Genomic DNA, 13,661 nt, shown 5'->3' with positions numbered 1-13,661 from the left:
TGAGGGCGCGGAATGAAACCACATTCGTGGCGAGAGTTGCTTACAACGCGGTATCGGCTTGCCACTGCGCAGTCATTCCCGCTATGTCGGCGAGCCAGAGCCTGAACAACTTGACCTTGTCGAGGTTGCGTTCGTTCGTCCGGTACGACAGGAAATGCGTCTCGCGCAGGAAGGGTTTGAAGTGTCCTTCGCCGAACTCGATCAGTTCCCCGCGCGCGAATTCCCGTTCGGCGAGACGCGTGGTTTCCAGCGCGATACCCATGCCGTCGACCGCGGCCGATATGGCCAGTGCTCCGCGATCAAACGAAGGGCGAGGCTTGTTCGGGAACGCCAGTCCGTTCAGCGTGAACCAGTCTCGCCAGGTCACTCTGCTGAGTTGCGAATCGATCAGCGTGAAGTCGACAATCTGTTGCTCGAGAGAAACCCCTTCGCGCAACATGCCGGGTGAGCACATTGGCACGATCCGCTCCGCACCGAGCGGATACACATGCAGACCGGGACGCTCGACCGCCATGCCGTAAGAGATGGCAATGTCGACTTCATGCACGCGCGTAAGGTCGATCGGCTCCGCGCCCGATGAAAGCCGGATCGTGATGTCGGGATGTGCCTGCATGAATTTAGGCAGGCGTGGACCGAGCCATTTCACCGCAAGACTCGGTGCGCAATGAACGGCCAATACCTGTGCCTGGGGCGATAAAGCGACTTCGCTGCACGCGGCCTCGATTACATCGAATACGCGCCCGAGGCTGTCGAAAAGCCTTCTGCCTTCGGCCGTGGTTTCAACGCGCCGGTTGCGTCGATGAAATAAAGGCAAGCCGAAATACGTCTCCAGTTCCTTGACCTGATGACTGATCGCGGACTGCGACAGATGCAATTCCTCCGCTGCCAGCGTGAAGCTTTCAAGTCGCGCAGCCGCTTCGAAAGCGCGCAGCAGCACGAAATTCGGTATCCGTCGCATGCGCGTGCCGTCTCCGTTGGAATGTTTTTCGTCAATGCATGAATCCTGTTCATCTTTCTATGAACAGTCATCGTTTGTCAATGAGGGTCACGCGGACGACCATTAAGCCCTGAAAACAATCCCACTTGTTCTACAGGAGATAAACAAATGGCAGTTGTCATGGAAGCGCGTCCCGACGCGCCGGAAAAGCTGGTGAAGGACGGCAAGGTATCGATCTATCAGCCGGAGCAGGAAGAGCTGATCTTCCCGGAGTTGCCCACGTTCGCGAACGCGGCGGCGCAACGGCAGCACTTGAAGGAACGCCTGGTCGGAGCGTGCAGGGCGTTCGCGCAACAGGGCTTCGATTATGGCTTTGCCGGTCACCTGACCGTGCGCGATCCCGAAGACCCCGGCTTGTACTGGACGAATCCGATGGCGATTCACTTCTCGCAAGTGAAAGTGTCGAACCTGATTTGCGCGGATCACGAAGGCCGTGTGGTCGAAGGCAATCATGCGATCAATCGGGCGGGTTTCGTGTTGCACGCAGCCGTTCACGAAATGCATCAGGACATTGTGGCGATGTGCCATGCGCACACGGTATATGGCACCGCGTTCGCGGCGCTCGGCAAAAAGCTCGAGCCGATTACGCAGGATGCCGCTGCATTTTTCGAAGACCACGTGGTGATCGGCGACGAAGCCGGCCAGGTCGCGGTCGAAGTGAAGGCGGGCCACAAAGTCGCGAATGCGTTCAAGGGCGTGAAAGCGGCCATTCACCAGAATCACGGGTTGCTGACGGCGAGCCGTCACAGCATAGAGTCCGCCGCGTTCTGGTTTATTGCGCTGGAACGGTGCTGCCAGCAGCAATTGTTGATCGACGCAACCGGCGTTGCGCCGAGGCTCGTCACGCCGGAACGCGCCCGCTATAGCCGCGAGCATGTGGGTAGCGAATACATCGGCTGGCTGCATTTCCAGACGATCTGGAATGACCTCATTGCCAAACAGCCCGACATGTTCGACTGATCGATCGCGCCATGCTTGAAACGTAGTTCACGCAGCCCGTATCGCTTTAGCAGGGACGACACAGCCACCGTCAAGAGAGGGCTGGCGTCCCGCTTTTATCCGTCCCCAGGAGACAAGACATGAATCCAGCTAGTCCGGCCGCATTCAGCAAACGCGACGAAGCGTCCACGTTTTCCAGGATTACGTGGCGACTATTACCGTTCCTGTTCCTATGTTATTTGTGCGCTTATCTGGACCGCATCAACGTGGCGTTTGCCAAGCTGCAAATGCTCAAGGACCTCAATTTCAGCGATGCCGTCTATGGCGCAGGCGCGGGCGTGTTCTTCGTCGGCTACCTGTTGTTCGAAGTGCCCAGCAACTTGCTGTTGTTGAAAGTGGGCGCCCGGCGCTGGATCGCGCGGATCATGATCACGTGGGGCATCATCTCTGCCGGCATGATGTTCGTCACCACGCCAACGAGTTTCTACATCGTGCGCTTCCTGCTCGGCGTGGCGGAAGCGGGTTTCATTCCGGCAATCCTGTTCTATCTCACGTACTGGTTCCCCTCGTCACGACGCAGCAAGGTGACGGCGTTGTTCATGACCGGTATCCCCATGTCGGGAGTAGTCGGCGGTCCGCTGTCCGGCTGGATCATGAACCACATGGGCGGCGCGCATGGGCTTGCCGGATGGCAATGGCTGTTCGTGCTCGAAGGCATTCCGACGGCGATTCTCGGGCTGATCGCGCTGGTTTATCTCGACGACAAAGTCAGCGATGCCAAGTGGCTCTCCGTACCACAGCGAGCCTTCCTTGAAAGCGCATTGATTGAGGAACGTTCGGCGCACGTGCTGCATTCCGTGAAGGATGGTCTGCTGCATCCGAAGGTCTTGCTGCTCAGCCTGATCTATTTCTTCTTCACGATGGGCCTCTACGGCGTGAGCTTCTGGCTACCTACGCTGATCAAGGCGAGTGGCGTGGCCGATCCGCTGGACATCGGCCTGCTGAGTGCCATTCCCTATGCCGCGGCGGCCGTCACCATGCTGCTCGTCAGCCACAGTTCGGATGCTCGCGGCGAGCGCCGCTGGCACCTTGCGTTGCCGGGTATTGTGGGAGCGTTGGGGCTGTATTTCAGCGTCTCTTATGCGCATTCCACGCCGATTGCAATGATTGCACTGACCGTCGGCACGATGGGTGTGATGACCACGATCTCCCAGTTCTGGGTTCTGCCGCCAGCCATTTTAGGCGGTGCGGCCGCAGCGGCCGGGCTGGCTGTTGCCAACTCGGTAGGCAGCATCTCGGGTGTGGTCAGCCCCTATGTGATCGGGTTGATCCAGACCGCGACGGGATCGACAGGAAACGGCGTGTTGGGGCTCGCAGTGAGCTTGATCATTGGCAGCGCGCTCGTGTTCACGGTGCCCGCCAAACTCGTGAACAGCCGCAAGCGCGAAGCGTTGAAGAACATGGAACACGTGATCGAAAGTGGCGCGCAGACACGGGCTTAAAACGGGTTGTTCAACGCAAGTGCGCCGCGTCCTCGAGTTCTTCGCCCAACACTTCACCCAGCCGTCGTACCAGGTTTTCGCGAGCGCGGCTGGTGTGGAGGTCGGTGAGTTCCGAGGCACGGTGCGCGTCGCCTCCGGCGATAGCCTCGGCAATCGCCGCGTGTTCATCCCAGATGGATTTGCGTTGAGCCGACGATTGCAGCACGGCGCCCATCACACGTCGCAGATGAACCCAGTGAAGATGGGCAGTTTCCGCAATCAACGGGTTGCCCGATGCGAGGTAGATGGCGGAATGAAAAGCCCAGTCTGTATCGATCATGGCTTTCACGTCGTCGCCCTTGGACGCGCGGCGGCCTTGCGTAATCAGCGCTTTATCGAGTCTCGCGCCGCGTTGCGCCGCAAGACCCGCGGCGAGGGAATCGAGCGCGCCGCGGATTTCATAGAGATGGGCGATCCAGATGGGATCGAGCGGGGTGACAAGAAGTCCGCGCCCCGGCGCGTCCTGCACGAGCCCGTCTTTCTTGAGCAGGCGCAGCGCCTGCAAGACGGGCGACCGGGACACGGCAAGCTGCTCGGCAATTTCTTCCTGCGTGATGCGGGTTCCCGGTGCGAGCGATCCTTCGCTGATGGCGTCGAGCAGCACTTTATAGACTTCATCGACATAGTCGGTACGTGCCTGAAGCTTCAGAAGTTTGGCGACCATGATGGCTCTCGATAAGTTTGGATACTGAGTTCAACAGGTTACAGGCTGGTGCCGGACAGCGTCAAACGGATTGACTGGATAGCGGAAACCAAGGGCACCAAGCGTTTACCTGTAGAGACAGGGCGGCATTGCGAATTGTATCTTTGTATACAGAGTTCGGAGTTCAGAATTTAAAGCATGAAGAGAACGAAGACAAGCGAGACGGACCACAACCCGCCTCGGCACGATTGGATAAACCCAGCAGAGGATCCCCATGAACATCAAGTCAGACAAAGCAGAAGGTCAGAAAAGTGCAGGTGGCGGTGTGGTACAGAAGAAGCTGGTGCCGTTTGGCGGCTATTACACCAGCAAGGTTCCGGGCCACGATCCGGAGTTGACCGAGACAGGCCCCGGCACGCCGATGGGTGAATATATGCGGGCGTTCTGGCATCCCGTCTGCATGTCGATCGAACTCACCGATACCCCGCGCTTCCTGAAGATCCTGTGCGAAGAGCTGGTCGCGTTTCGCGACGGCAGCGGTCGCGTGGGCGTGCTGCATGCGCATTGCGTGCATCGCGGGGCGTCGCTGGAATATGGTGCGATCCAGGAGCACGGCATCAAGTGCTGCTATCACGGCATGGTCTTCGACGTGGACGGCACCTGTCTTCACGTACCGTTTCCGAATGGTGAAGAAAAGGAAGCCGAGAAATATGCGTGCTCGATCCAGCAGGGCGCGTACAAGGCTGTCGAGCGCAACGGCCTGGTGTTTGCGTACATGGGGCCGCCCGACAAGGAGCCGCCGTTCCCGGAATGGGAAGGTGACTTCACCGTCGCGCCCGGCGATGAACTCGTGGCCTACAGCAACTTCCAGCATTGCAACTGGCTGCAGGTCCAGGACAATGCCGCGGACAACTACCATCCGACTGCGCTTCACGCAGGCAAGAATGTGGTGAACGGCAAGTATCAGGGCACGACGTTCGATGAAGTCGGCGCGAAGTCCATGGAAGTCGCGCCCGACATGCATTTCGTGCCGGTGCAGCAAGGCCGCAGTCTTGCCTGCGCGGGGGCACGCCGGGTCGATAAAGACAGGCTGTTCGTGCGCGTCCAGCATCAGGTCCTGCCTAATCTCAGCCTGCATGCCTATACGTCGGAAGATGGTTCCGCGAAGAAGCTGTTCAGCCGCTTCCACATCATTCGCTGGACCGTTCCTGTCGACGATGAAAACAGCAAGATGATCGGCTGGCGCGTGATGGGGCCGGGCATTGATACGCGCGGCATCTGCGATAAATCGCTGGTCGGCTACGAGTCGATCGACTTCCTTGAAGGGCAAGTTGCAATGCGTCGTCCTGAGCGCTTCGGCAAATACAAGCTGGAGGACTTGCCGCCCATTCCGCCGAACCATCGCGAGCGCGAGAACTACAAGGACGCTCAGTACGCGCCCGGCGATTACGAAGCCATCATCAGCCAGCGGCCGATCGCCGTGCATGCGCTGGAGAATCCGACGAAGTTCGACGCCGGCTTGTTCCTGTTCCGCAAGATGCTGCGTGATGCGGTACGGGGTACGAACCCGGCCGCGTCGGCGGATAACTTTGCTGAATGGTTCCGTGCCAACGCGGGCGCGCCGAATAGTTATTGCTCGGGCAATGTGTTCGATATTCCCGAAGGCGAGACCGTCGAACAGGAGGTGGCGAATCGCCGCACTGTGACGAAGCGTATCGTCGCGATCCTGACGGACAGCGAGACGCTGAAGGGCGAAGAGCGGGCCGCGTTTGTGCGAGAAAAGTTCGATGCGCTCGAGGCGTCGGTCAAGGGTTGAACGGGTTTTGCTAAAGAGGCCGGGCAACGCGAGTTGCCCGGCCCTTATAAAGACCTGCGGGCCAGGTCGTGCAAGGAAATGGTAATGGCAAGTTCAGATAAACCGGCGGACGCTCGCATCCTTAAGTTGATGGTGCGCCAGATCCGCTTCGAAGGCAGGGGCATCAACTCATATGAGTTCGTCGATCCATCAGGCGAAGCGTTACCCGCGTTCACCGCGGGCGCGCACATCGATATCCACTTGAACGATGGCTTCGTCCGTCAATACTCGTTGAGCAATTCACCCAACGAGCGTCATCGCTATGTGATTGCGGTTTTGCGCGACGAAGCGGGGCGAGGCGGCTCGAAAGCGTTGCACGACAGATTGCGCGTGCAGGACAAGGTGCGCATGAGCTATCCGCGCAATAACTTCGAACTCGCCGCCGATGCCAGCAAGGTCATTCTGCTGGCCGGCGGTATTGGCGTGACGCCGTTGAAATCGATGGCGCATCGGCTGGAAGAAGTGGGCATCGACTATGAAATGCACTACTGCGCGAAGGATGAAAGCTGTACGGCATTCGCGGCCGAACTTGCACCCATGCATGCAAGCGGCAAGCTGCAATTTCATTTCGATAACGGTGATCCTTCAAAGGGACTGGATTTAAAGCGCTTGTTGAACGAGACCGCGCCCGGCGTGCACGTCTATTACTGCGGTCCCGGTGGCTTTATGAAAGCGTGCGCTGCGGCGACCGGGCACTGGACGCCCGGAACGGTTCACTTTGAACATTTCAAGGCGCCCGAACGGGCCGTGAGCGAAACCGTGGCGGCGGCTGTGGGCGAGTTCATTGTGAAGATTGCCAGCACGGGCCAGCAGATACCGGTGTCAGGCGACCAGAGCATTGCCGATGCGTTGGAAGAGGCGGGCGTAGCGATTGAAACTTCGTGCCGGGCCGGATTGTGCGGCACATGCAAGGTGCGATATTTATCGGGCGAGGTCGAGCACAACGACTGCATTCTCGGCGACGACGAGAAGCAGGAGTATCTGACTACATGCGTATCGAGGGCGTCAAGCCGCGAACTCGTGCTGGATCTTTAGGACGGGATGCAAGCACGGCGGCACCAGCCCGAACGCTAACCCCAGAATACGGGAACTCGAATCCCATCTCGCGGTGCGGGCGAAAATAACGTTATAAATTGCTTATGCACGCCCGCCTTCCTTACTGCGACAGAACCGAAACGCCTATTCCTGGCTTTCCATCGCCACCGGTGTGTTCTCCGCGGGCGCCGACCGGGGCGGCCTTATTATTATCAACATCGCAAGACCGGCAAGCGCTGCGGCGTAATTGCGAGGTTTCACCGCAGGAATTAATATTGCATGACAATAACGTCGTGTGCATACTACGCGTCAGCGAAGGTTCGGCGAATCCAGGCGAGCAGGGAGTTGCCAACAGCCGGAGGGTGAACGCAAGAGCGCAAGCCTGTCCGCCGGTTGTCAGTGCCTGACATTCCGCTTATATAGGCGGATGGCGCCAGTATATTGGCCAGCATCAAGCGCTGTGCCAGCCTCCTGGCTCTCCCGATTTAGCGGCGCGTATGAGTCGCCGCGAAAAGCGGACGAGGGCGGTGGCACAGCTTTCGCCCGTTGGCGCGACCGGGCTCCGGCAACGCCGCCGCGCTTCACCAAGGTGCATCGGCCGATCGCCGGATCACTTCATACCGAACCTTCCCTGCGGGCCGAACGCAGATGAAAACATTGTCACTCGCAAGAGACTGGTCGACGCAGTTGTTCGTCTTCAATGCGCGAGACGAAAACCGTCAGGAGGTGCAGCGATGAAACGCCATCCTTTGCCGAACACGCCTCAGGGCCTTCGCGATATTCGCTCGCTGAAGGTCGTGGCTATCCATCCGCTCGACCAGGACGGCGAGGAGTTGCTGGCGCAGCTACGCCGTATCGGCTGCCGCGTGTGCCGTTTCTGGCCCGCACCGGCGATGCTTCCGGCGGAGACCAATATTGTCTTCATAGCGGTGCGCCCAGAGGCGCTGGCGTGCAAGCCGGCGTGGCTCGAGGGCCCGGATGCACCACCCGTGATCCCGGTCGTCAGCTACGAGAATCCGATTTTCATCGACGTGGTCATGCAATTGAATGCTTATTGCACGGTGCCTTCGCCGGTGCGCTCGTTTGGCGTACTGACTGCGATCGCCGTCTCGCTTCATCAGCATAAAAACCGCCTGGCGCTCGAGCGCTATGCGCAACGCGTCGCGGAAAAATTCGCCGACCAGCGTCAAATCCAGCGCGCCAAATCGATCCTGATGAGCTCACGCAAGCTGACTGAACCGGACGCCTATGAGCTGTTGCGTTCGCGCGCGATGGAGCAGCGGCAGTCACTCGAAGCGACCGCGGAAATCATCATCAAGGCGCATGAGAGTTTGCATTTCTGATGTGTATCGACTTTCCTTCTTTGTGCAGAATGAAGCGTAGGGCGCACGACTAATGTGCGCATAAACCCCAGCTTGGTGATCCCGCTTCACCCGTTTCCAGCGATGACCCCGGCCAGCACTGCCGATTGCCGATGGCACGGCTCTTGCAAAACAAAAAGCGCGTGAGTGTACGGTCGGTCCGCCGATAGTCCCCTCGCGCCGAGCGCACCGGTGGCGGTTTCACCCGTGGGTTCACATCCATTCCGTCACCCGAGACAAAGGCGTCTCGGGTGACATCGGCCAAAAAGCCCGACAGCCAGGTTAGCCCTGGCTGTCGGGCTTTTTTTTCCGCGTCCGCAGGCGATCAAAGCGCAATACAGAGGCGTACGCAAGCTTTGGCGCTTTGACTTCCGGTCCACCGGACACACTGAAATCGAGGCAACGCAGAAACATGAAAGATCTTCCTCTCTCTTCGACACGCGGGGACGCAACGAACGCAGTGGCACCGCCTGCAGGCTGGCGCGGCGCGCTCTTGCTGGACAAGTATTCGGTCCTGATCCTGGCGCTGCTGTTGCTGATTGCAATCCCGGCGCTGACGGGCGCGTTCCGTCTGGGCCTCTTCGCGAAATATCTGAGCTTCGCATTCTGTGCCGTCGGACTCGTCCTGACCTGGGGTTATGGCGGCATTCTCAGTCTTGGCCAGGGTATCTTCTTCGGGCTCGGCAGCTACATGATGGCGATGTACATGAAGCTCGAGGCGAGTTCGAACGATCCGGCGGCCGCCGTGTTCGGGGGCAGCGGTCCACCCGTGCCCGATTTCATGACGTGGAACAGCATCGACAAGCTGCCATGGTGGTGGGCCCCGTTCGAGCACGGATGGTTCGCACTCCCGGCGATCCTGATCATCCCGACGGTCATCGCATTCGTGCTGGGTTATGCCAATTTCAGGAAGCGCGTGGGCGGCGTGTATTTCTCGATCGTCACGCTGGCGCTGGCGTCGATCATGTCGATCGTGATCATCGGCCAGCAGGGGTATACGGGCGGCGTCAACGGTATCACCAATCTGCCGACCTTCATGGGGTACAGCGTCCAGAGCAACACGGCGACGCTGATCATGTACTACGTCACCTGTGTGCTGCTGCTGTGCGCGGTGCTTGCGGGCCGCTTCATTCTCAGGAGCCGGCTGGGCAAGGTGTTGATCGCCATTCGCGACAGAGAAGACCGCATCCGCTTCTCGGGCTACGATCCCGCGCTCTTCAAGGGCTTTATTTTTGCGGTTGCCGCGCTGTTCTCCGCGGTCGGCGGCGCGATGTTCACGCTGCAGGTCGGCTTTGCCTCGCCGTCCGTCTGCGGGATCGTGCCGTCCATCGAAATGGTGATCTATGCGGCGGTCGGCGGCCGGCTGTCGCTCGTCGGCGCGGTGTACGGTACCGTCATCGTGGGTGCGGCGAAGAGCTTCCTGTCTGAAAATTTTGTGGGGTTCTGGGTGTATTTCATCGGCGCGCTGTTTATCTTCGTGCCGATGTTCCTGCCGAAGGGACTGGCCGGGATCATCGACTGGTTACGCGACCGCGAGCAGATCCGTCAGGATAAAAATCATGGAGGCGCGCAATGAGGCCGATGATCCTGGCGGTGGAAGACCTTACTGTCTCCTTCGATGGCTTCAAGGCCGTGGATGGCCTCAATTTCTACGTGGAAGAGAACGAACTGCACGTGGTGATCGGACCGAACGGCGCTGGCAAGACCACGTTGCTGGACATGATCTGCGGCAAGACGAAGCCAACCAGCGGCAGAATCGAGTTCAAAGGGCTGTACCTCGAAAAGATGCTGGAGTACCAGATCACGCGCGCGGGGGTGGGCCGGAAATTCCAGAACCCGATGGTCTATGAGGACCTTACCGTCGCGGAGAATCTCGAGATCTCTTATCCGAAGAAACGCGATGTCATCGGCTGTCTCTTCTTTAACCGGACCGAAGAGGTCCGTGACGAAATCGATCGCATCGCGGCGATGATTTTTCTCGACGATCAACTCGATCGCAAGGCCGCCTTGCTGTCGCACGGGCAGAAGCAGTGGCTGGAGATCGGCATGCTTCTAATGCAGGATCCCGAACTATTGCTGCTGGACGAACCCGTTGCGGGCATGAGCGCGAAGGAACGCGAACTCACGGGCGTGCTCCTGCGCAAGATTGCCGAGGGCCGCTCGGTGGTCGTGATCGAACACGACATGGAATTCGTGAAATCGGTCGCCCATAAGGTCACGGTGCTGCACCAGGGCAAGAAGCTCGCGGAAGGCAGGATGGAAGAGGTTCAGAACGACCCGCGGGTCATTGAAGTTTACTTGGGACACTGACCATGCTTTCTGTCGATAACCTCAATGTCTTTTATGGCGAGAGCCATGTGCTGCACGACCTGAGCTTCGATCTTGCGGCGGGCGAGACCGTCGCGGTCATGGGACGCAACGGCATGGGCAAGACGACCCTGCTCAAGGCGCTGATCGGCATGATCCCTTCGCGCAGCGGCCATATCACGCTCAACGAGCGCGACCTCGTGAAGGCGAAGAGCTATGACCGCGTGGGCGCAGGCTTCGGCTACGTGCCGCAGGGCCGCATGATCTTTCCGTACCTGAGCGTGGAAGAAAACATCCTCTCGGGCATGGATCGCTTTAAGCGGCCGGTGATTCCCGATTACGTCTTCGAATCGTTTCCCGTCTTGCACGAGATGCGTCACCGCCGGGGCGGCAACCTGTCGGGCGGACAACAGCAGCAACTGGCGATTGCGCGCGCGCTGGTCTCGGAACCGAAGGTGCTGATCCTCGATGAACCGACCGAAGGCATCCAGCCGTCGATCATCAAGGACATCGCGCGGGCGCTGAACCGCCTGAAAAAGGAGCGCGACTTTGCGTTGATCGTCTCCGAGCAGGTACTGACTTTCACGCTTGAGATTGCGGACCGTTTCCTGATCATCGAGAAGGGACGCTTCGTGCACAGCGACCGGCGCGAGAACGTCGATGCGGACCGCATCATGCGCTACCTGACTATCTGATTGACCCTTTGCTTTCCCAGGCGCCCCGACAGGCGCCCACTATCCACGAGGAGATGGCTATGATGCATGGTGATATTTCAAGCAGTCTCGATACGGTCGGCGTTGCGGTCGTGAACTACAAGATGCCGCGCCTGCATACGAAAGCGGAGGTGCTCGCGAACGCCCGGAACATCGCGGAGATGCTCAAGGGCATGAAGTCCGGTCTCCCCGGCATGGACCTTGTGATCTTTCCGGAGTACAGCACGCACGGGATCATGTACGACCAGCAGGAGATGTACGACACGGCCGCCGCCGTGCCCGGCGAAGAGACGGCAATCTTTGCGGAGGCGTGCCGGAGCGCCAAGGTGTGGGGCGTGTTCTCGCTGACCGGCGAGCGTCATGAGGAGCACCCGAACAAGGCGCCCTACAACACGTTGATCCTGATGAATGACCAGGGCGAGATCGTGCAGAAGTATCGCAAGATCATGCCGTGGGTGCCGATCGAGGGCTGGTATCCGGGCAATTGCACGTATGTATCGGAAGGACCGAAGGGCATGAAGATGAGTCTCATCATCTGCGATGACGGCAACTACCCGGAGATCTGGCGCGACTGCGCAATGAAGGGCGCCGAGCTCATCATCCGTTGCCAGGGCTACATGTACCCGGCCAAGGAACAGCAGATCGTCATGGCGAAGTCCATGGCGTGGGCGAACAACGTATATGTGGCGGTGGCGAATGCAGCCGGTTTCGACGGCGTGTATTCGTACTTTGGCCATTCATCGATTGTCGGCTTCGACGGGCGCACGCTCGGCGAATGCGGCACCGAGGAAATGGGCATCCAGTACGCGGCGCTCTCGAAGAGCCTGATCCGCGATGCGCGCAAGAATATGCAGTCGGAGAACCACCTGTACAAGCTCCTGCATCGCGGCTATACGGGCAAGATCAATTCGCGGGAGGATGCCAACGGCGTGGCCGAGTGTCCGTTCGATTTCTATTCGAAGTGGATCACGGACCCCGAGGCGACCCGCAAGATGGTCGAGGACCTGACGCGCAGCACGCCCGGCACCGAGGAATGCCCGATCCCGGGCATTCCGAACCCGTCAGACCTCACGCACCGGTAACGCGCCATGAGGACTTACACGTCCATCGTAGGCAGTGCGTCCGACCCGCGTGTGGCTGATCTGCTGCATACGCTCGCGCATCGCGGCGGCGTGGACACGGTCACGCTCGCCGCCGACGATATCCGCCGCCACCGTTTGCGAGTGCACACGCAAGGCGGCGACGAATGCGGCATCGCGCTCGATCGTCAGACGCATCTTTTCGACGGCGCGGTGCTGCATCTCGATGCCGACCGGGCGCTTGTCGTGCGGACTGAGAACACGCGATGGCTGCGCCTGCGCGCGCGGGACGCCGCCGCTGCGCTCGAGCTCGGTTACTTCGCGGGCAACATGCACTGGGCGGTGCGTTTCGACGGCAACGTGCTGGAGGTCGCGCTCAAGGGACCAGTCGATGATTATCGTTCGCGGCTGGCCCCGCTGTTCGACGCGGGACGGATCGTCGAGCTGATGCATGAGCATGAGCAGCACCCTCATCATCATCACGATCACGCGCATGCCCATGAGTGAGTTCACGAGTCTGCTCGCGAGCTTCCAGCATTCGGACAGCTTCTTTCCGAGCGGTTCGATGGCCTTCTCATGGGGTCTCGAAGCGCTGCTGCAGGACGGACTGGTCAGAGACGCACCGTCGTTGCAGGTGTTTGTCGAAGGACAGGCGCTCGCGCGCTGGGCGAGTCTCGATCAGGGCATTGTCTGCGCCGCGTGGCAGGCCGATTCCTTCGATGCGTGGCTCGACGTCGATGCGCTCGCCGAGACCGTGACCTTGCCCGAACCGATGCGAAAAGGGGCGCACCGCCTCGGACGCACGCTCGCCGATGTCCACGTCCGGCTCGACTCGCCCGTTGCCGCCGAATTGCGCGCCGCGATCATCGCGGGGCACACGCCGGGGCATCTTTGCGCCGTGCAGGGACGACTGTGGCGCAGCTTCGGCATCGGCCGGGACGAAGCGCGCGCCATGTCGGCGCACGCAGCGTGCACGAGCGCGGTGAGCTCGGCGGTGCGGCTGGGTATCGTCGGGCATCTCGATGCGCAGCGGATCCTGACGCGCCTGCGCGAGCCGCTCGCGAGCGTGCTGGAAGCACCGGCGCCCGCCATGGACGATCTCTGGTCGAGCACCTTCGCCGCCGACATTGCCGTCATGCGGCGCCATCGCCACGAAGCACGGCTCTTTGCCAACTGAACCGAGAGGAATGC

13 protein-coding genes are annotated in these 13,661 nt (G+C 60.0%); 11 read left to right on the top strand and 2 right to left on the bottom strand.

Features of this window, described 5'->3' with window-relative positions; translation table 11 throughout:
- Positions 1-40: 40 nt before the first annotated feature.
- Positions 41-958 carry a LysR substrate-binding domain-containing protein gene (locus tag ACSQ8V_RS28065; RefSeq protein WP_436207868.1) on the bottom strand — a complete coding sequence of 306 codons (918 nt, stop codon included), beginning with the start codon at positions 956-958 and terminating at the stop codon, positions 41-43.
- Positions 959-1,105: 147 nt separating this feature from the next.
- On the opposite strand from ACSQ8V_RS28065, the gene ACSQ8V_RS28060 reads away from it, so the two are divergent.
- Together ACSQ8V_RS28060 and ACSQ8V_RS28055 are read left to right on the top strand one after the other, a co-directional pair.
- Entirely contained in the window at positions 1,106-1,957 is an 852-nt protein-coding gene (locus ACSQ8V_RS28060) for a class II aldolase/adducin family protein (protein ID WP_436207867.1), read from the top strand.
- 119 nt (positions 1,958-2,076) lie between these two features.
- The gene (locus ACSQ8V_RS28055; protein ID WP_213764204.1) at positions 2,077-3,438 is read left to right on the top strand and encodes an MFS transporter; all 1,362 of its coding nucleotides are present in this window, start codon (positions 2,077-2,079) and stop codon (positions 3,436-3,438) included.
- Between the two features lie 10 nt (positions 3,439-3,448).
- Here ACSQ8V_RS28055 and ACSQ8V_RS28050 read toward each other — a convergent pair whose 3' ends face one another.
- Positions 3,449-4,141: a GntR family transcriptional regulator gene (locus tag ACSQ8V_RS28050; protein WP_436207866.1), complete on the bottom strand. Its 693-nt coding sequence runs from the start codon at positions 4,139-4,141 to the stop codon at positions 3,449-3,451.
- Between the two features lie 253 nt (positions 4,142-4,394).
- Here ACSQ8V_RS28050 and ACSQ8V_RS28045 point away from each other — a divergent pair, with 253 nt between their 5' ends.
- The 9 genes from ACSQ8V_RS28045 (at position 4,395) to ACSQ8V_RS28005 (ending at position 13,647) form a co-directional block, all read left to right on the top strand.
- On the top strand, positions 4,395-5,936 hold the full coding sequence (locus tag ACSQ8V_RS28045; protein WP_436207865.1) for a Rieske 2Fe-2S domain-containing protein: 1,542 nt from the start codon (positions 4,395-4,397) through the stop codon (positions 5,934-5,936).
- A 78-nt stretch (positions 5,937-6,014) separates the two neighbouring features.
- Entirely contained in the window at positions 6,015-7,010 is a 996-nt protein-coding gene (locus ACSQ8V_RS28040) for a PDR/VanB family oxidoreductase (RefSeq protein ID WP_436207864.1), read from the top strand.
- Positions 7,011-7,744: 734 nt separating this feature from the next.
- Positions 7,745-8,353 carry an ANTAR domain-containing response regulator gene (locus ACSQ8V_RS28035; RefSeq protein ID WP_436207863.1) on the top strand — a complete coding sequence of 203 codons (609 nt, stop codon included), beginning with the start codon at positions 7,745-7,747 and terminating at the stop codon, positions 8,351-8,353.
- A 430-nt stretch (positions 8,354-8,783) separates the two neighbouring features.
- Complete coding sequence (gene urtC / locus ACSQ8V_RS28030; protein WP_436207862.1) at positions 8,784-9,947, top strand: urea ABC transporter permease subunit UrtC; 1,164 nt, start codon at positions 8,784-8,786, stop codon at positions 9,945-9,947.
- A complete protein-coding gene (gene urtD / locus ACSQ8V_RS28025; RefSeq protein WP_436184798.1) occupies positions 9,944-10,681 on the top strand; it encodes an urea ABC transporter ATP-binding protein UrtD in 738 nt (245 codons plus the stop codon). Before urtC ends, urtD begins: the two co-directional genes overlap by 4 nt.
- A 2-nt stretch (positions 10,682-10,683) precedes the next feature.
- A complete protein-coding gene (urtE, locus tag ACSQ8V_RS28020) occupies positions 10,684-11,373 on the top strand; it encodes an urea ABC transporter ATP-binding subunit UrtE (protein ID WP_436207861.1) in 690 nt (229 codons plus the stop codon).
- A 59-nt stretch (positions 11,374-11,432) separates the two neighbouring features.
- On the top strand, positions 11,433-12,473 hold the full coding sequence (locus tag ACSQ8V_RS28015) for an aliphatic amidase (protein WP_436207860.1): 1,041 nt from the start codon (positions 11,433-11,435) through the stop codon (positions 12,471-12,473).
- 6 nt (positions 12,474-12,479) lie between these two features.
- The gene (ureE, locus tag ACSQ8V_RS28010; RefSeq protein WP_436207859.1) at positions 12,480-12,977 is read left to right on the top strand and encodes an urease accessory protein UreE; all 498 of its coding nucleotides are present in this window, start codon (positions 12,480-12,482) and stop codon (positions 12,975-12,977) included.
- Positions 12,928-13,647: an urease accessory protein UreF gene (locus ACSQ8V_RS28005; RefSeq protein WP_436184796.1), complete on the top strand. Its 720-nt coding sequence runs from the start codon at positions 12,928-12,930 to the stop codon at positions 13,645-13,647. The genes ureE and ACSQ8V_RS28005 overlap by 50 nt, the downstream gene beginning before the upstream one ends.
- Positions 13,648-13,661 lie beyond the last annotated feature (14 nt).

This window comes from Caballeronia sp. LjRoot31, assembly GCF_964253885.1.
GTDB lineage: Bacteria > Pseudomonadota > Gammaproteobacteria > Burkholderiales > Burkholderiaceae > Caballeronia.
The sequence above is the reverse complement of the archived record's forward strand: the minus strand, read 5'-3'. Positions and strand labels throughout refer to the sequence as shown.